17 protein-coding genes are annotated in these 18280 nt (G+C 72.2%); 8 read left to right on the top strand and 9 right to left on the bottom strand.

Annotated features, from left to right (window positions below):
* Positions 1 to 121: 121 nt before the first annotated feature.
* The 5 genes from QCD68_RS14040 to QCD68_RS14060 all read left to right on the top strand — a co-directional run bounded on the left by QCD68_RS14040 (position 122) and on the right by QCD68_RS14060 (position 5162).
* Positions 122 to 2596, top strand: a complete 2475-nt coding sequence (locus QCD68_RS14040; RefSeq protein WP_301223460.1) for a phosphoketolase family protein — start codon at positions 122 to 124, stop codon at positions 2594 to 2596.
* A gap of 94 nt (positions 2597 to 2690) precedes the next feature.
* Positions 2691 to 3158: a GtrA family protein gene (locus QCD68_RS14045; RefSeq protein WP_301223461.1), complete on the top strand. Its 468-nt coding sequence runs from the start codon at positions 2691 to 2693 to the stop codon at positions 3156 to 3158.
* A complete protein-coding gene (locus tag QCD68_RS14050; RefSeq protein WP_301223462.1) occupies positions 3155 to 3838 on the top strand; it encodes a fumarylacetoacetate hydrolase family protein in 684 nt (227 codons plus the stop codon). Before QCD68_RS14045 ends, QCD68_RS14050 begins: the two co-directional genes overlap by 4 nt.
* A 159-nt stretch (positions 3839 to 3997) precedes the next feature.
* On the top strand, positions 3998 to 4972 hold the full coding sequence (locus tag QCD68_RS14055) for a sugar phosphate isomerase/epimerase family protein (RefSeq protein WP_301223463.1): 975 nt from the start codon (positions 3998 to 4000) through the stop codon (positions 4970 to 4972).
* Positions 4973 to 4982: 10 nt separating this feature from the next.
* Complete coding sequence (locus tag QCD68_RS14060) at positions 4983 to 5162, top strand: hypothetical protein (protein WP_146248252.1); 180 nt, start codon at positions 4983 to 4985, stop codon at positions 5160 to 5162.
* A gap of 94 nt (positions 5163 to 5256) precedes the next feature.
* On the opposite strand, the gene QCD68_RS14065 is transcribed toward QCD68_RS14060, so the two are convergent.
* The 4 genes from QCD68_RS14065 to QCD68_RS14080 all read right to left on the bottom strand — a co-directional run bounded on the left by QCD68_RS14065 (position 5257) and on the right by QCD68_RS14080 (position 9754).
* A complete protein-coding gene (locus QCD68_RS14065) occupies positions 5257 to 5469 on the bottom strand; it encodes a hypothetical protein (RefSeq protein WP_111076361.1) in 213 nt (70 codons plus the stop codon).
* A 171-nt stretch (positions 5470 to 5640) separates the two neighbouring features.
* Positions 5641 to 8193: an ATP-dependent DNA ligase gene (locus QCD68_RS14070; protein ID WP_301223464.1), complete on the bottom strand. Its 2553-nt coding sequence runs from the start codon at positions 8191 to 8193 to the stop codon at positions 5641 to 5643.
* Positions 8190 to 9080, bottom strand: coding sequence for an SDR family oxidoreductase (locus tag QCD68_RS14075; RefSeq protein WP_301223465.1), 891 nt, complete (start codon positions 9078 to 9080; stop codon positions 8190 to 8192). Before QCD68_RS14075 ends, QCD68_RS14070 begins: the two co-directional genes overlap by 4 nt.
* A 104-nt stretch (positions 9081 to 9184) precedes the next feature.
* A complete protein-coding gene (locus tag QCD68_RS14080) occupies positions 9185 to 9754 on the bottom strand; it encodes a hypothetical protein (protein ID WP_301223466.1) in 570 nt (189 codons plus the stop codon).
* 94 nt (positions 9755 to 9848) lie between these two features.
* Between QCD68_RS14080 and ku the strand changes: the two genes are divergently transcribed.
* Positions 9849 to 10913 (top strand): non-homologous end joining protein Ku, encoded by a 1065-nt coding sequence (gene ku, locus QCD68_RS14085; protein WP_301223467.1) that lies wholly within the window; start codon positions 9849 to 9851, stop codon positions 10911 to 10913.
* An 80-nt stretch (positions 10914 to 10993) separates the two neighbouring features.
* The gene (locus QCD68_RS14090) at positions 10994 to 11599 is read left to right on the top strand and encodes an antibiotic biosynthesis monooxygenase (RefSeq protein WP_301223468.1); all 606 of its coding nucleotides are present in this window, start codon (positions 10994 to 10996) and stop codon (positions 11597 to 11599) included.
* Between the two features lie 95 nt (positions 11600 to 11694).
* Here QCD68_RS14090 and QCD68_RS14095 read toward each other — a convergent pair whose 3' ends face one another.
* From QCD68_RS14095 to uriH, 5 genes are all read right to left on the bottom strand, one after another.
* A complete protein-coding gene (locus tag QCD68_RS14095) occupies positions 11695 to 12513 on the bottom strand; it encodes a cupin domain-containing protein (protein WP_301223469.1) in 819 nt (272 codons plus the stop codon).
* A gap of 176 nt (positions 12514 to 12689) precedes the next feature.
* Positions 12690 to 13625: a Ppx/GppA phosphatase family protein gene (locus QCD68_RS14100; RefSeq protein WP_301223470.1), complete on the bottom strand. Its 936-nt coding sequence runs from the start codon at positions 13623 to 13625 to the stop codon at positions 12690 to 12692.
* 34 nt (positions 13626 to 13659) lie between these two features.
* The gene (locus tag QCD68_RS14105) at positions 13660 to 14520 is read right to left on the bottom strand and encodes a ribokinase (protein WP_301223471.1); all 861 of its coding nucleotides are present in this window, start codon (positions 14518 to 14520) and stop codon (positions 13660 to 13662) included.
* Positions 14517 to 15938 (bottom strand): uridine transporter UriT, encoded by a 1422-nt coding sequence (gene uriT, locus QCD68_RS14110; protein WP_301223474.1) that lies wholly within the window; start codon positions 15936 to 15938, stop codon positions 14517 to 14519. Before uriT ends, QCD68_RS14105 begins: the two co-directional genes overlap by 4 nt.
* Entirely contained in the window at positions 15935 to 16906 is a 972-nt protein-coding gene (gene uriH, locus QCD68_RS14115; RefSeq protein WP_441005191.1) for a uridine-preferring nucleoside hydrolase UriH, read from the bottom strand. The genes uriT and uriH overlap by 4 nt, the downstream gene beginning before the upstream one ends.
* A 246-nt stretch (positions 16907 to 17152) precedes the next feature.
* Between uriH and QCD68_RS14120 the strand changes: the two genes are divergently transcribed.
* Entirely contained in the window at positions 17153 to 18163 is a 1011-nt protein-coding gene (locus QCD68_RS14120) for a LacI family DNA-binding transcriptional regulator (RefSeq protein WP_301223473.1), read from the top strand.
* Positions 18164 to 18280: the final 117 nt, after the last annotated feature.

Consider the following 18280-nt stretch of genomic DNA (forward strand, 5'->3'; position numbering starts at 1 on the left):
GAGCTGCTGGTGAGCGCTTGCGGGTGTTTCCCGGCTTGTGACAGTGATTCGGGGCCGTCCACGGATCGGATTGGAGAGATTTCTGGATTCCCCGGATCGGCGTCCTCGTAGCCTGTGGAGCATGTCCTCGACGCACTCCTCCACCGACCGCATCCGCGCGATCGACGCCTGGTGGCGCGCCGCGAACTACCTCACCGTCGGGCAGATCTACCTGCTCGACGACCCGCTGCTCGAGCGGCCGCTCGAGCCCTCCGACATCAAGCCGCGGCTCCTCGGGCACTGGGGCACCTCGCCCGCGCTGAACCTCGTGTACGCGCACCTCAACGCCGTGATCAGCGAGACCGGCCGCGACGTCCTGTACATCTGCGGCCCCGGGCACGGCGGTCCCGCGATGAACGCGAACGCCTGGCTCGAGGGCACCTGGAACGAGCTCTACCCGGAGATCACGCGGGACACGGCCGGACTGCAGCGCTTCTTCCGACAGTTCTCGTTCCCCGGTGGCATCCCCTCGCACGCCGCCCCGCAGACCCCCGGGTCGATCAACGAGGGCGGCGAGCTCGGCTACTCCCTCGCCCACGCGTACGGCGCGGCCCTCGACAACCCGGACCTCGTCGTCGCGTGCGTCGTCGGGGACGGCGAGGCCGAGACCGGACCGCTCTCCGCCTCGTGGCAGGCGCACACGTTCCTCGACCCGGTGTCCGACGGGGCGGTGCTGCCGATCCTCAACCTCAACGGATGGAAGATCGCGAACCCGACGGTCCTCGCGCGCATCCCGGACGAGGACCTCCAGGCCTACTTCCGCGGCCTGGGGTACGAGCCGATCGTCGTCGACTCCGGTCGCGTCGACCACGACCCCTTCGCCGTGCACGCCCTGTTCGACGGAGCGCTCCGTCGGGCCCTGGCGACCATCGACGACATCCAGGCCGCCGCCCGCGCGCAGGCAGCCCGCGCCGCCGCCGGCGAGATGGCCGGTGCCGCCGACCTCCGCCCGCGCTGGCCGATGATCGTGCTCCGGACCCCGAAGGGCTGGACCGGGCCGAAGGTCGTCGACGGCCAGCAGGTCGAGGGCACCTTCCGCGCCCACCAGGTCCCGCTGCCGAACGTCCGCGAGGACGAGGGCCACCGCCGGCAGCTCGAGGAGTGGATGCGCTCCTACCGTCCGGAGGAGCTGTTCGACGAGGACGCCCGTCCGATCGGCATCCTCGACACCATCCGGCCGACCGGGGACACCCGGATGAGCGCCACACCGCACGCGAACGGCGGCCGGATCCGCACCGCCCTCGACCGGCCCGGACTCGAGCGCTTCGGGGTGCCGGTGGGCGAGCCGGCCTCGGCCACCGGCACGCTCGGCCCCTGGATGGCCGAACTCATCCAGCGGAACCCGCAGGACTTCCGGCTGTTCGGCCCGGACGAGACGATCTCGAACAAGCTCGACGCGGTCTTCGACGTCACGAACCGCGTCTGGCGTGCCCGACGAGCCGAGGGCGACGAGCACCTGTCCGCCCGCGGTCGTGTCATCGAGGTGCTCTCCGAACACCTGCTCGAGGGCATGCTCGAGGGCTACGTGCTGACCGGCCGCCACGGCGTCCTCAACACGTACGAGGCCTTCGCCCACATCATCGACTCGATGGTCGGCCAGTACGCCAAGTGGCTCGAGTCCGCGACCGACATCGACTGGCGAGCGCCGGTGTCGAACCTCACGATCCTGCTGTCGTCGCACGTGTGGCGCCAGGACCACAACGGGTTCTCACACCAGGACCCCGGGTTCCTCGACGTCGTCGCGTCGAAGCAGCAGGACCTCGTCCGCATCAAGCTGCCCGCGGACGCCAACACGCTCCTCGCCGTCGCCGCGCACGCGTTGGAGACCACGGACCGCATCGAGGTGATCGTCGCCGGCAAGCACCCCGAACCGGTGTTCCTGTCCCTCGAGGACGCCGTCGCCCATGCCGACGCCGGCGTCGGGACCTGGGACTGGGCCGGCACCGAGCAGGAGGTCGGCCACGTCGACGTCGTGCTCGTCAGCGCCGGTGACGTCCCCACCGTCGAGACCGTCGCCGCCGCGGACATCATCCGGAAGCACGCCCCCGACGTCGGCGTCCGCGTCGTCAACGTGGTCGACCTGCTCGCCATCGGGGACCCGCGGAAGCACGAGCACCCGATCAGCGACGACCGCTACGACGAGCTGTTCCTGCCCGGCACCCCCGCGGTGTTCGCCTTCCACGGGTACCCGACGCTCGTGCACCAGCTCACCTACCGCCGGCACGGGCACGACGACCTGCACGTGCACGGCTTCCTCGAGCAGGGCACCACGACGTCACCGTTCGACATGCTCATCCGCAACGAGATGGACCGGTACGCCCTGGCCCACGACGCGCTCACCCGCGTCGCGGACGGGTCCGACCGGTTCGCCGACCTGCTCACCGCCCTCACCGACGCCCGCACGGCGGCCCGGACCTTCGCCTACACGAACGGCGAGGACCACCAGGCCGTCTCCGGGTGGGAGTTCACCGGCTGGCCGCAGGACGAGCCGTCCGACGGCGGGACGGGCGGCGACCCGGGACGCGGCGAGACCGAGGGCGCGGCACCCGGTGCCTGAGCACACGGCAACTGACCGTCTCGCTGAACGGACTGCCGGTCCGGAAGGCGTGCCGGTCAGCGGGCGTTCGGCGACGCCGGTCTAGGGTTGGCCGGTGCAGTCGTTCTCCGTCCGGTCGCTCGTCGAACACCCGGCGCTCCGGTTCCTGGTCGTGGGTGGTCTCGGCTTCGTCATCACGATGGGCATCAACTACGGGTTGAAGTTCTTCGTCATGCCGCAGCACCCGGTGACCGCGCTGTCGATCGGCATCATCGTCGCGACGGTGTTCTCCTACTTCCTCAACAAGAAGTGGTCCTTCGGCGACCGCGGTGAACTCCGCACCGGACACGAGCTGCTGCTGTTCCTGGTCGTCAGCCTGATCGGCGTCGCGCTGAACTCCGCACCGCTCTGGATCTCCCGGTACGTCTTCGGCCTCGAGGTCCCGAACGTGTCGCTCGCCGGCCAGGAACTCGCCGACTTCATCAGCGGGCCCGTCATCGGCACGCTCATCGCGATGGGCTTCCGCTACTGGGCGATGAACCGCTTCGTGTTCCCGGCCCGGGCTGCCACCCTGGACGCGTGACCGACCTCGTCGTCCCGGCCCCGGGCCTCCCGACCGTGCCCACCGCCACCGGCGGTCGGTTCCCGGTCCGACGCATCCACTGCGTCGGCCGCAACTACGCGGCGCACGCGCGCGAGATGGGCCACGACCCCGACCGCGAGCCGCCCTTCTTCTTCGGCAAGCCCGCCGACGCAATCGTCGCCGACGGTCGCGACACCGGGTACCCGACCCTGACCGAGCAGCTCGAGTACGAGGTCGAACTCGTCGTCGCGCTCGGAGCCGGCGGCCAGGACGTCGCCGTGGCCGACGCGCTCGACCTGGTCTGGGGCTACGCGGTCGGCATCGACCTCACCCGGCGCGACCTGCAGGCCGAGGCGAAGCGGCTCGGCCGGCCGTGGGACCTGGCCAAGGGGTTCGACCACTCGGCGCCGATCGGCACGATCGTCCCCGCTGCCGGCGTGGATCCGACCGCCGGCGGCATCACGCTGCACGTCGACGGGGAACTCCGGCAGTCCGGGGACCTCGCCGACCAGATCTGGTCCGTCGCCGAGACCATCGCCGCGCTGTCCCGCGCCGTCCGTCTGGAGGCCGGCGACCTGCTCTTCACCGGCACCCCGGACGGCGTCGGACCGGTGTCCCGCGGCTCGGTGCTGCGCGGGACGATCGACGGCGTCGGCATGGTCGAGACGCGCATCGTCTGACCCGGCGGGCTGGGAGCCCTCGGAGCCAGCGGGCGTAGAACCGTGCCTGACGCTGTGGGGCGCACGGGGAACGGGGCCCGGCCCGCCGGTGTCAGCAGCCAGGGTGTGCGGCAACTGCAACGACGCAGTCGAGCACGTCCGGATCATGGAGGTGATCCGGTGGAGGAACACGACCTGCTCGCCACGTCGTGGACGTGGTCCGGCGACGAGCCCGTCGGTGAACGCATCCGCGCCGTCGGCCGAGCCGGGTTCGCCGGGCTCGGCCTCTCGGTCGACGACCTGCACGAGGTCCGCGCCACCACCGGGTTCGCACTGCTCCGACGGATGCTCGACGACGCCGGCGTGGTGTGGGTCCAGGTCGGCACGCTCGGCGACTGGTGGGCTGCCGGCGCCGAACACGACGCCGACCGCGGGGTGGTGCTCGAGGCCGCCGCCAGCCTCAGCGCGTGGCAGGTCGTCGTCCGCGCCGACCACTCCGTACCGGCCGTACCGCTCGGCGCGATGGCGGCAGCGTGGGATCAGCTCGCCGCACAGGCCGAGGGCGTCGGGGCGCGGCTCGTCCTGGAACCCGAGCCGTGGACGAACCTGGCGACCGTGGAGCGTGCCTCGCGGTTCGTCGCCGCCGGACACCCGAACGGTGGGCTGCTCCTCGACGCGATGCACGCGCTCCGGGGCGGCTCCACCCTGGCCTCGATCGGGCAGGGAGTCATCCCGTCCACCCTCGCCGCGGTCGAGCTCAGCGACGGACTGCTGCACGTCGCGAACGGCATGACGCTGGCGGACGAGTCCCGGAACGGGCGTTACCTGCCTGGCACCGGAGCGTGGGACCTGCCCGGGTTCGTCCGCACCGTCCGCGGCCTGGGCTTCGCCGAGCCCTGGGGTGTGGAGGTGCGCACCCCGGCGCTCCGGGCGATGCCGCTCCCGGACGCGCTCCGGGTGGCGGCTGCGGCGACCCGGGCGGTGCTCGACGCTGCCGATGCGCACGACGAACCGCCGGCGCCGGCGATGCCGACCTCGGCCGCGCCGACCTCGGCCGTGGACTACGACGGGCCTGGGACCGCCAGCGGGTCGGGAGCCCAGCACGCCCAGGGGGCCCGCGTCGCCCGTCGAGCCGATCCAGCGACGTCCGCGTAGCGTGGCGGCCATGACTGATCAGGCACACCCCGGCAACGACGACGCACTGCAGGCTTCGCAGGAGGCCATCGACGAGGCGAAGGCGGCTGCCGCTGACGCCGGGCACGCGGACGAGCGCGCTGCGGCCGAGGAGGAACTGCCCCTGGAGTCCGGCGGGGCGCCCGCGGACGGTCCGGCACCCGCGGCCTGAGCGTCTCGATCAGGCGGCCGGGCTCGACGAGGCCTGCTCAGACCGCTGGGCTCGTTGCGTCTTGCTCAGGCCGCCGGGCTCGCCGGGCGATGGGTCAGTCGTCGTCGACCTGGTCGCCGAGGAAGTCGGCGTAGGTCGCTTCGTGCTCGGCGCCCGCACCCACCATCTGGCGATCGCCCGTCCGTCCACTGCCGGTCCGGCCGTCCGGGCCTGATCCCGTCGAGCCGTCCTGGTCGTCCCGCTGGTCTGCGGTCGCGTCCCCACGCTGCCCCTGAGCGAACGGCGGGAGGTACTTGCTCGCGTCCATGTCGCGTCCTTCCGTCCCGAGGAACGTAACAGCCAGCCCTTGCGCGACGACGGTCACGACCGGATTCGTCCCCCGCCCGGGCCGACAACGGGGGACGGAAGTTCGCCCCGGGCGGACCTCATGCTCACGCATGCGGATTCCGGAGCCCGCATCACGCTGACGCCGGACGCATCATTCTCGGACGACCTGGTCGGGCTCCTTGTCGATGCGCCACCCCCGCCACGAGGGCTGCCGCAGTCGTCCGTCGCCCGTCCACTCGGCGAACTGCACCTCGCCCACGCGTTCCGGACGGACCCAGTGCGCGTCGCGGGCGTCCGGCCGTGGCACGTCGACGAACGGGGAGCCGTCCTGCTCGAGATCGCCGAGCAGCGCTCCGATCTCGTCGAGGTCCCGGTCACGGAACCCGGTGCCGACCTTACCGACGTACTCCAGCCCGTCGTCCCCCGGGATCCCGAGCAGCAGCGATCCGATCCCGCCCTCGCGTCGACCAGCGCCGGGCTTCCAGCCGCCGACGACGACCTCTTGTGTGGCGTGGTGCTTGAGCTTGAGCCAGGACTCCGAGCGACGGCCCTCGGCGTACCGGGAGGACCGCTTCTTCGCGACGATCCCCTCGAGCCCGCGCTTCCGGGACTCGGTCATCGCGGCGGCGAGGTCACCGTCGAACTCCGGTGGGACCTCGATCGGACCGCCGGGTTCGACGACCGTCAGCAGGGCTTCGCGCCGTGCGGTGTACCCGAGCCGGGTGAGTTCGTGCCCGTCGGCCTCGAGCACGTCGAACAGCAGCAGGTGCACGGGGGTGGTGGCCTGGGCAGCGCTGACCTCGCGCGGCTTCGTCAGGCCCATCCGGTTCTGCAGCAGCTGGAACGACGGCCGGCCGTGTTCGTCGAGCGCGACGACCTCCCCGTCGAAGACCCCGTCCACGCCGGCGTGCTCGGCGAGCGCCTGCAGCTCGGGGTACTGGTCGGTCAGGTCGTTGCCGTTCCGGCTGCGGAGTCGGACAGTGCCGTCGTGGACGGTGGCGAGGGCGCGGACGCCGTCCCACTTCATCTCGAACACCCACTGCTCCGGGTCCAGCGCGGGTTCGCCCTCTCGCAGGGACGCCTGCATGGTGTGGCGTTGCTCCGGCGCGGTGTCCGACTCGGCGGCGTGCTCGATCCGCGCGGCGGTGTGCGCACGGCCGCCGCCGTGCCCGTCACGCTGGCCAGTACGGGAACCGGCAGCGGCGGCGCTCCCGGCACCGCTGCCGTCGCCATCGGCAGCGGGCTGGTCCTTCGTCCGGTGGATGAGCCAGCTCTTCTCGTCCCCGGTTCGTCCACGGCCGTGACCGCGGGTGTGCAGGAGCGCGAGCCGTCGGACACCGTTGGTCCGACCGTGCAGGGTGACGATGACCTCTTCGTCCTCGCGCCACTTCTCGAGCTCGTACGTGCCGTCGTCCCAGATCGTCACGGTGCCGCCGCCGTACTCGCCCGCGGGGATGATCCCCTCGAAACCGCCGTACTCCAGCGGGTGGTCCTCGGTGTGGACGGCCAGGTGGTTCGCCCCGGGGTCGGTCGGTTCGCCCTTCGGCAGTGCCCAGCTCACCAGGACCCCGTCGTGCTCGAGGCGGAAGTCGTAGTGGTTGCGGGTGGCGTGGTGCTCCTGGATGACGAACGTCGGTGTGCCGTCGGTCCGCACCGTCGGGGAGCCCTGCGGGACGGGTTCCGGGGTCTTCGACGCGTCCCGCTTGGCGCGGTAGGTCGTCAGACGGTCCTGCAGCTCCTGTCGTTCCTGGCGTTCACGCTCGTTCACCGCTTCGGTCCGGGCCCCGTCCCAGTGCCCGGCGTCCGCACGCCCGACACCGAGTGACGCCGCGGCGACCGGGTGCAGCAGGTCGCCGAGGTCCGGCATCCGCTCGAGGACCTGGTCGAGGGTCAGGTGGGTCAACCCGGGCTCGGTCAGCTCCTTCCACGTCCGGGGCGTCGCGACCGTCGGGTGCGACCGGCCGCGCAACGAGTACGGCGCGATCGTGGTCTTGTTGCCGTTGTTCTGCGACCAGTCGACGAACACCTTGCCGGCTCGCTCGGCACGGCTCATCGACGAGAGCACCAGGCCCGGCATGTCCTGTTCGAGCGCCTTCGCCAGCTCGTGGGCGACGTCGGACACCTGCTGCGCCGTCGCGGTGCCGTCGAGGGCCGCGTACAGGTGGATGCCCTTCGACCCGGAGGTCACCGGGTACGGCTCGAGTCCCATCCCCTGCAGCACCGAGCGGGCCGCCACCGCCACCTCGACGCACTCGGGCAGACCGACGCCGTCGCCCGGGTCCAGGTCGAGCACGAGCCGGTCCGGGTTCTGGTGTCCCCCGCGCGGCCCGAAGCGCCACTGCGGCACGTGCAGCTCCAGCGCGGCCTGCTGCGCCATCCACACCAGGGTCGGCAGGTCGTCGACGACCGGGTACTCGACGTCGTGGTGCTCGTGGTGGATGGTGTGGTGCCGGATCCACTCGGGCGCGGAGTCGGGCAGGTTCTTCTCGAAGAAGACCTTGCCGTCGACGCCGTTCGCCCAGCGCTTCCGGGTCATCGGGCGGCCGGTGACGTGCGGGATCATCCACGGGGCGATCCGCTCGTAGTAGGCGACCACCTGCCCCTTCGTCGTGCCGGTCTCCGGGTAGAGCACCTTGTCGAGGTTCGTCAGCGCCAGTCGCCGGTCCCCCACCTGCACGGTGGTCTTCTTCGCGACCGGGCTCACAACGCGACCCCCGTGGCACCGCCGACCGTGAGGGTGGTGCCCGACGTGTAGGACGACTCGGGTCCGGCCAGGTGCACGTAGGCGCTGGCGAGTTCGACGGGCTGCGCCGGCCGGCCGAACGGGGTGTCCTGGCCGTACGCCGCGATCTCGTCACCGGGGTAGCTGATCGGCTGCAGCGGGGTCCACACCGGACCGGGGACCACGGTGTTCGCCCGGATGCCCTTCGGCGCGAGCTGCCGTGCGAGCCCGTTCGTGTACGTGATGATGGCGGCCTTCGTGGCGGCGTAGTCGATCATCCGGTCCTGCGGCTGGTACGCCGACACCGAGCTCGTGGTGACGATCGCACTGCCCGGGGCCAGGTGCGGCACCGCGGCGCGGGTGAGCCAGAACAGCGAGTACAGGTTGACCTTCATGGTGCGGTCGAAGTCCTCGGTGCTCTGCTCGGTGATGTCGGCGTGCACCTGCTGGTGTCCGGCGACCAGGACCAGGGCGTCGAGTCCGCCGAGCAGGTCGACGGCGGTGCGCACGAGTTCGGTGCAGAACGACTCGTCCGTCAGGTCGCCCGGCAGCATCACCGCCTTCCGCCCCAGGTCGGCGAGGACGTCACGGACCTCGGTGAGGTCGTCGAGCTCTTCCGGCAGGGCGTTCAGGGCGACGTCGGCCCCTTCCTTGGCCATCGCGATCGCGGCCGCCCGACCGATGCCGGAATCCGCCCCGGTGACCAGGACGCGGTAGCCGCGCATCCGGCCGGTCCCCTGGTAGGTCGTCTCGCCGTGGTCGGCCGGCGGGTCGAGGTCCGCCGCCCGTCCGGACCCCTGCTGCGTCTGCGCGGGGAACGGCGGCCGCGCGTACTGGTCCCGCGGGTCCTGCTTGTCGAGCTGGCTCATGGCCCCATCGTGCTCGCGGTACCGGACCGGCGACACAGGAGCGGTGAGGTCCGTGGAGAAAGCGGGGCGGGCCTCCCGGCTGTGCAGGAGAGGACCGGCCGACGTCAGACGGACGCGACCACGCGCGCCGGTGCGTCGAGCAGGCGTCGCGCCGACGGGCGCACCTTGCGCACCTGCACGAACTGGACCGCCGCCAGGACCGCCCACACCGCGGCGAACCCCCAGTCGCGTGTCTCCCCGGAGATCGCGAGGGCGGCCCACAGGCACGCGACCACCGCGGCGGCCCACGCGCCGAACAGCTGCCGCGAGGAGTCGCCGAGCAGCTGGCGGACCCGCGGACGCCACACGGTGTCGGGGACCTCGTCCGGCACACGGCCGGAAAGGACCCAGACTCGCGTCTCGACGAGAGTGGTCCGGCCGCCACGAGCCCACCACGCGCGCAGCATGGCCACGGGGATGACCACGGCGAGCGCCACGCCGATGACGACGACCGTCACCCAGGGGAAGGGCCCGTCGGCCGTCAGGCCCGCCCCGACACCGATCGCCAGCCCGACCGCCGCGCCGAACGCGAGCTGCGCCCACCCGGCTGCGTCCAGTCGATCCCCCGTCGTGGCCGACGTCTGCACCGTCTGCTGCGCTGTCGACTGCTCCGTCACACTGCGTTCCCCCGTCATGAGGCGGGACGATACGCCCGTCTGCTCCCCACCGCACCTGCCGATCCGCTCAGAACTGGGGGTCGCCTCGCGCGCCTGCGAGCATCATGAGCGCATGAGGTCGATCTGGAAGGGCTCCATCGCGTTCGGGCTCGTCAACGTGCCCATCAAGGTCTACGCGGCGACCGAGACGCACGACGTCTCCCTGCACCAGATCCACGACGAGGACAAAGCCCGCATCCGCTACAAGCGGGTCTGCGAGCTCGGGCACGAGGTCGAGTACGGCGACATCCAGCGCGCCTACGACGACGGTGAGAAGACCGTCGTCCTGACGCCCGACGACTTCAAGCAGCTGCCGCAGGAGCAGTCGCACGAGATCGAGGTCCTGGAGTTCGTCCCCGTCGACCAGGTCGACCCGATGATGTTCGAGAAGACGTACTACCTGGAGCCGGACTCCCGCTCCCCGAAGGCGTACGTGCTGCTCCGGAAGACGCTCGAGCAGACCGACCGGCTGGCGATCGTGCAGTTCACCCTCCGCCAGAAGACCCGGCTCGGTGTGCTGCGGGTGCACGACGACGTGCTGCTGCTGCAGGGGCTGCTCTGGGGCGACGAGGTCCGCGCCGCCGACTTCTCGGCGCTCGACATCTCGGTGAAGGTCAGCGCGAACGAGCTGAAGATGTCGTCCTCGCTCGTCGAGAGCATGTCCACCGACTTCGACCCGGACCGCTACACGGACGAGTACCAGGAGGAGCTGCAGCAGCTCATCGACGCCAAGCTCGAGGCGGGCGACGACGTCGACACCGCCGAGACGTTCGGCGAGCAGGCCTCGACGGACGACGACGACGCGGGCGGTGACGTCATCGACCTGATGGCCGCCCTGCGCGCGTCGGTGGACAAGAACCGTGGCGGTGGGTCCCGGTCGGGAGGCTCGGGGTCGCGTTCCGCGGGCGGCTCGCGATCGCGCGCGGCCGGCTCCCACGAGGACGCGGACAGCTCGGGCGACGACGCGGACGGCTCCGGCGACCGGAAGCCGGCGGCGAAACGGACTGCGGCAGTGAAGGCACCCGCGAAGAAGGCACCGGCGAAGAAGGCACCGGCGAAGAAGGAACCCGCGAAGAAGGAACCCGCGGCGAAGGAACCGGCGGCGAAGCGGGCTCCCGCCAAGAAGAAGGCGAGCTGAGGGCCTCCCGTCACGGTTGCCGTTGCGCTCGCCGTCCGGCCGTCATGCGCGTGTAACACGTTGAGCGCGACACTTGTCGGATGACTCCACAAGAGCCTGGCAGCCTGCAATCGTCACCCGAGATCGCCGGCCCACCCGTCACCGTGTCCATCACCCGCCTGGTCGAACCCGAACGGATCCCCGAGGTCACCCGCTGGGTGCAGTCGGGTGTGAACCTCGCCAACCGCTACCCCGGGTTCCTCGGATCCGGGTGGGTCCGCTCCACCGCCCGGTCCCGCGAGTGGCACATGCTCTACCGCTTCGCCGACGACGACTCCCTGTCCACGTGGGAGAACTCCGACGACCGGCTGCGTTGGCTCGACCTGGGACGGAACCTCGTCGTGGAGTCCCGCGTCGAGAAGCGGACCGGCATCGAGGGGTGGTTCGACGTCCCGCAGGACGCCCCCGCCTCGAGCGCCCCGCCACGCTGGAAGCAGGCGGTGAGCATCTGGCTCGGGTTCTTCCCCGTCAACCTGGTCTTCACGGTCCTGGTCGGCTGGCTGCTGCCGTCCTTCGCGCACCTGGCGGCGCTGCCCCGGGTGCTCATCACGACGCTGGTGCTCACGCCGATCATGACGTTCTGGGTGCTGCCGTTCGTGACGAAGCTGATCCGCCCCTGGTTGCTGGCCCCGCCCCGCCGCCCCTGATCGCGAAACGCAACGTCGGCGGCTGCCCGCAACGAGATACCGATGCGAGGAGTCGCCGACGTTTCGTTTCGGGGGCGCCGAGCCAGCGCGCCGGGTCAGCGCGCCGTGCCGGAGGCGGCAGCCCGGGCAGCGAGCCCGGCGAACGTGTCGTCGTGGGTCTGCCGCAGGGCAGTCCAGCCCGCGGTCACGTCGATCGGCTCCTGGCCCTCGACCGGTGCGGCGAACCCATGCTGTGCTCGGGGGACGGCGTCCCCGGGCAGCCGGAGCTCCTGCGTGAACGCACCGGTGTCCGCGGCGAAGGTCAGCGTGTGCGCGGCGACGTTGCTGTCCCAGTCCGCGGACGGCCACGACATGAAGGCGACGTGGCGCGGCGGGGTGCCCGCGTCGATGGCGGTGGCCGAGACGTAGCAGCCGTGGTGGTCCTCTCCCGGCGAGAGGATCGTGTACGTCCCGTTGTCGCGGTAGACCAGCAGCGCTTCGGCGAACGGCTTCGGGCCGTACATGGCGGTGTAGCGCAGTGCGTGCACGAACACGGGCAGTCCGAGGGCGACGGTGACGTGCGAGCCGCGCACCGGGCCGACGCCGGACGGCGGGTCGGTCGGCGTCGCGATCTCGGTCCCGGGCAGGCGGTGTGCGACGTACAGGAGCTCGGTGTCGTCCGTCCCGGTGGCCCGACCCTCGTGGACGATGCGCGGCTCCTCGACGAGCGCGTGACCCGGGCCGACGGCATGCGTCGCTTCCGGGCTGGCGTGCGTCAGCTCTCCCCGGACCACGAGACCCGTCTGGCGGGCGTCGTGCCGGTGCCACCCGGTCGTGGACCCGGGCGGGAACACCGCGTGCCGGACTTCGTAGGTGCTGCCGTCCGGTCCGTCGACGGTGGCGAGCAGGGTGGTCGTGGGGGCGAGTCCGGTCATCGTGGTCCTCTCGGTGGCTGGGCTGTCGCTCGATCGTGGTGCACCGGTCTGGGACGGTGGTCGACGTGGCACGAGGACTTGCTCAGCGAGCGCGCACTTCGCAAGACGCAACGTCGCCGACGACCCGCAACGCAGTACCGTGCCGCAGGAACGCCGAGGTTGCGTTCTGCGAGGGGTCAGCCGAGGACCGACAGCTGGTCCAGCCGCTCGAGGATCACGCCCTCGCGGAGCGCCCACGGGCAGATCTCCAGCGCGGGCAGGTCGAAGATGTCCAGGCACGCCTCGGCGACGAGCGCCCCCGGCACGACCTGGTGCGCCCGGCTCGGCGAGACCCCGGGCAGCGTGCCGAGCTCGTCGACCGACATGGTCAGCAGCGCCGGCAGCCGGTCCCGGAGCGCTGCCCCTTCGAGCACGCGCGGCACGAGCGGCCCCGCGGCCGAGGGCGCTGCGCCGCAGATCCGGGCGATGGAGCGGAACGTCTTCGAGGTGGCCACGGCACGGTCCGGCGCTCCGGACCGCAGCAGCCGGCCGGCTTCGCGGGCGATCTCGACGCGGACCTCGTGCCGGACCCGGCGCAGCTCGTCCGGGCTGGGGGTGCCGGCAGCGAAGTACGTGCGGGCCAGCCGTGCGGCGCCGATCGGCATCGACCAGGCGACGTCAGGCGCCTCGTCCGCACCGCCGGCGATCTCGAGCGAGCCGCCGCCGATGTCGAACACCGCGAGTCGTCCGGCGGACCAGCCGAACCAGCGGCGCACGGCCAGGAAGGTCAGCCGCGCTTCGTCCGAACCGGAGAGCACGGCGAGCTCCACCCCGGTCTGCTCCTGCACGTGGGCGAGGACGGCTTCGGAGTTCACGGCGTCGCGGACGGCGGACGTCGCGAACCCGAGCATGTCCTCGCAGCCGCGGTCCTCTGCGACGCGGACGGACTCCGCCACGAAGTCGGTCAGTGCGTCGATGCCGACCGGCGTCACCGCGCCCTGGTCGTCCAGGTGTTCAGCGAGCCGCAGCGGGCGCTTGAACGACGACGCGGGCAGCGGGGCAGCACCCCCGTGGGCGTCGACGACGAGCAGGTGACCGGTGTTCGAACCGATGTCGAGGACTCCGACGCGCATGCGCCCACGGTAGCGGTCGGGCGGGAGGCCCGGATCACGTCCCGAGGAACGCCTCCAGCTGTGCGGCGGTCGGGTAGGACGCCTGTGCGCCGGCACCGGTCGCTGCGTACGCGCCGACCCCGGCGGCGAAGCGCGCAGCCTCGACCAACGAGTCCCCCGCGGCGAGCCGCAGTGCGACCGCTCCCATGAAGGCGTCCCCGCACCCCGTGGTGTCGACCGCCTCGACGGGCACGGCGGGGACCTCGACCGGCCGGGCGTCCCCGTCGTGCACGACCGAGCCGTCCCCGCCCCGGGTGACGATCGAGCGTCGGACGCCGTGGTCGCCGAGCGCGGCGGCCTCGTGCTCGTTGACGAGCAGGACGTCGGTCAGTTCGAGGAGCTCCGGCGGGACGGCACCGAACGGGGACAGGTTCGTCAGCACGGTCACCCCCGCGGCGTGTGCGGCCCGGGCGGCGGCGAGCACCGCGTCCATCGGGACCTCGAGGCAGAGCCCGAGCACGGCGGCGTCGTGGAAGACGTCGGCGGGCAGGTCGTCGGGCGAGAGCGTGGCGTTGGCGCCGCCGGAGATGACGATGGTGTTCTCGCCGCGGCCGTCGACGGTGATGACGGCGGTGCCGGTGGCGGTGCCGGGCCGGACCACGACGTGGGTGGTGTCCGCCCCGGAGGCCGCGACGGAGTCGCGGAGCAGCGTGCCGTTGCCGTCGTCACCGACCGCGCCGACCATGCGGACGGTGCCCCCGAGCCGCCCGGCCGCGACGGCCTGGTTGGCGGACTTGCCGCCGGGCAGGGTCGCCAGGTCGGAGCCGTGCAGGGTCTCCCCCGGCTGCGGGAAGCGCTCGGTGCGGACGACGAGGTCCGCGTTGAGCGACCCGACGATCACGATCGTGTCGGTCATCGGACGGACTCCTTCTGCTGGACGGCGGTACCGGTCTCGGCGGCCTCTGGTCGGGGGATGAGGAACGAGGTCGCCAGGGCAGCGGTGGTGATCACGGCACCGAGCAGCATCCCACCGGAGTACCCGGCGGTGCCCGAGGAACCGCCGACCCCGAGCGCGATCTGCAGTGCCGGCAGCACGGCGAAGCTGACGCCCGCGCCGAGGTTGAACGCGCCGGCGTTGAGTCCGGGCAGGAAGCCGGGGTTCGAGTCCGGGGACAGCACGATGCCCAGGCCGTTGAGGATGATGTTCGCGATGCCGGCGTAGGTGATGCCGATCAGCACCGTGGCGGTGACGAGCACCGGCAGCGAGTGCACCCCGACGAGCGCCATCAGGACGGTGGCGACGATGCTGCCGACCAGGCCGACGCGGAGCACGGCGCGGTAGCCGAGGGTCGGCGCGAGCCGGCCGGCGAAGGGCCCGACGACCCAGCCGACCAGCGCGTACGGCGTGAGGAAGACGAGGGAGGCGAGGTCGGCCTCCATCCCGAAGCCCGCGTCGCCGTTCTGGGCGAGCGAGGTGACCAGCCCGTTGACGACGGCGAACACGCCGGTCATCGTGAGGAACGTGGTGGCGAGCAGTGCCCAGGTGGCCCGGCGCTTGAGGAACCGGGTCTCGACGAGCGGTTCGCGGACACGCGACTCGACGGCCCAGAACACGGCGAAGGCGGCGAGTGCGACGACCACCCCTCCGACCACGAGCACGGGGTCCGCGTCGCCGAGCTTGCCGGCCTCGTTGAAGGCCGTGAGCAGGGCGCCGACCGAGACGACGAGCGGCACGACGCCGACCCAGTCCATCCGGGTGCCGGCGGACGGGCGGGACTCGACGCCCCACTTCGCGACGAGTGCGAGGGCGATGACCGTGACGACGGCGATCACCCAGAAGATCCCGCGGAAGCCGAAGTGGGTCGCGATCCACCCACCGGCGAGGGCGTCGATGCCGGCGATGCCGCCGTTCACCGCGGTGAGCAGCCCGAGGGCGGCGCCGTAGCGCTTCGGGTCGCTGATCTCGTTGCGCAGGACGAGCAGGCTGATCGGGACGACCGGGCCGGTGACGCCCTGGATGATGCGGCCGGTGAACAGCATCGGGACGTTCACCGCGAGGGCGGCGACGACGCTGCCGACGAACATCACGGCGAGCATGGCGACGAGCACCCGCTTGCGGCCGACGATGTCCGACAGCCGGGGCAGGAACAGCGAGAACAGCGCGGCGAGCGTGAAGTACAGCGTCTGCGACAGGCCGATCGTGGCGTCGTCCGTGTCGAGTTCGCGCGCCATCGTGACGAGGGCGGGGCTGAGCATGCTGGCGTTGAGCTGGAACGCGATGCACGCGGCCAGCAGCGCTGCGGTGAGCGCACCGATCGACTTCACGGTGCTCAGGCCTCCGTCGCGGCGGTCGGCTGCGTGGTCAGCCCGGCGTCGATGCCGTCGGCGGCGGCGCGGGGCGTCCAGCCGGTGTCGGGTGTCTCGCCGATGCGCTCGAGGGCGTCGACGACCAGGTCCCAGAACCGGCCGTGGTCGAGCTCCATGGCGGCGCTCGTCCGGCAGTCCGCGGGCGCCGGGGAGCGGAAGTCGGCGACGGTCATGCCGAGCGTCAGGGTGCCCTGGGTCTCGACGCGGATCGGCACCTTCACGGCGCGGACGATCGTCGGGTCGATGACGTACGCCACGGCGCAGGGGTCGTGCACCGGCGGGGCGTCGAAGCCCTGCACGTCCTGGTACGCCTTGCCGAAGAAGTCGAGGAGCTCCCCGACGAAGGCGGCGGGCCCGGTGCCGACGGCGGCGATGCGGGCGGCGACCTCGGGGGTGGCGAGCGCCTGGTGGGTGAGGTCGAGTCCGACCATGACGACGTCCCAGCCGGCGTCGAACACGATCGACGCGGCTTCGGGGTCGATCACGATGTTGAACTCGGCGACCGGGCTCCAGTTGCCGACGTGCACGCCGCCGCCCATCAGGACGACCTGCTTCACGCGCTCGACGATGCGGGGCTCCTTGCGGACGGCGAGCGCGATGTTGGTCAGGCCGGCGGTCGGCACGATCGTGACGGTGCCGGGCTCGTGGGCCATCACGGTGTCGATGATCAGGTCGACCGCGTGGCGCTCGTCGAGCTCGAACGACGGCTCCGGCAGGACGGGTCCGTCCAGGCCGCTCTCGCCGTGGATCTCGGGGGCGACCTCGACCTGGCGGAGCAGCGGCCGTGCGGCGCCGGCGGCGAAGGGCACGCCGGTGATCCCGGCGATGCGGGCGACGGCGAGCGCGTTCCGGGTGACCTTCGGGAGGGTCTGGTTGCCGACGACGGTGGTGACGGCGAGGAGCTCGATGTCCGGGTTGCCGTGGGCGAGCAGCATCGCGACGGCGTCGTCGTGGCCGGGGTCGCAGTCGAGGATGATCTTCGCGGGGGTGCGCGGGGCGTCGGACACGGGGGTGCTCCACTTCGTCGGGGAGCCGGGTGCCCGGGGGTGTGGGCGGCCGGCAGGAGGTCGGGGCCTGACGCGCCATGCACGCCGCGTCAAGCGTTTGACATCACACAGCATCAAGCGCTTGACGTCAAGTCGTCGGGATTCTGCATGCACGGCCGTCGCTAGCATCGACCCGTGTCCACGAGCCCGCGCAGTCGCCCCGCTCCGTCCGGTCGCGTGACCGCCGCGATGGTCGCCGAACGCGCCGGCACGAGCATCGCCACGGTCTCCCTCGTCGTGAACGGCAAGGACCGCGGACGCGTCTCGACGCCCATCGCCGACCGGGTCCGCGACGCCGTCGAGCAGCTCGGCTACGTCGTCGACCACGCGGCGAGCTCCCTGGCGCGGGGCAGCGGCGACCTCGTCGTGCTCATCGCCCCCGACCTGTCGAACCCGTTCTTCGCCGAGGTCATCCGCGGCGTCCGCGACACCATCGGCGACCGTTTCCAGCTCGTGCTGTCCGTCACCGAGCGCGGCGAGCAGCCGGTGGACACCGATGTCCGCCGCTTCGAGCGGCTCCGTCCGGCCGGCATCCTGGTGGACGCCCCGGCCGAGCACGCGTCGATGGCCGCGAGCGTCCCCGTCGTCCTGCTCGACGCCCCCGGCGGCCCGGGAGCGGTCAACTACGACCTGACCGCCGGGGTGGAGGCGCTGGTCGCCCACCTCGCCACCGCCGGACACCGTCGGGTCGCCTACCTCGACGGGACGTCACGTGCGACGACGTTCGCGGTCCGCCGCACGCTGTTCGGGCAAGCCTGCACCGCGGCCGGCATCACGGTGTCACCCATCCAGGCACAGGCCGACCTGACGATCGACGCCGCCGCGAGCGCCGTCGAGCAGGTCGTCGACGCCTGGCTCGCGGACCGGGTCACCGCCGTCGTCGCGGCCGCCGACACCCTGGCCTACGGGGTGCTCCGGGTCGCTGCCGAGCGGGGCATCGCGGTACCGACGTCCCTGGCCGTCGCCGGTTTCGACGACCTGCCGTCGTCCTCGGTCACGGCACCGAGCCTGACGAGCGTCGCCCTCCCCGGCGCCGACCTCGGACGCGCAGCGGCACTCCGGCTCCTCGCGACGCTCGACGGCGTCGACGCGCCGGACCCGGCCCTGCCCACACGTCTGGTCCCCCGCGCGAGCACGGGCGCCTGACCCGACCCACACGACGGACGGGCGGCCCGGCCCCCCCAGGGCCCCCGGCAGCCCGACGGCCCCAGGTGGCGGCAAAACGTTCTGGCGGGTGGTTGGCCCACCAACCCGCGGGCCGCC

Origin of the sequence: Curtobacterium sp. PsM8 (assembly GCF_030433875.1) — a bacterium.
Lineage (GTDB): Bacteria > Actinomycetota > Actinomycetes > Actinomycetales > Microbacteriaceae > Curtobacterium.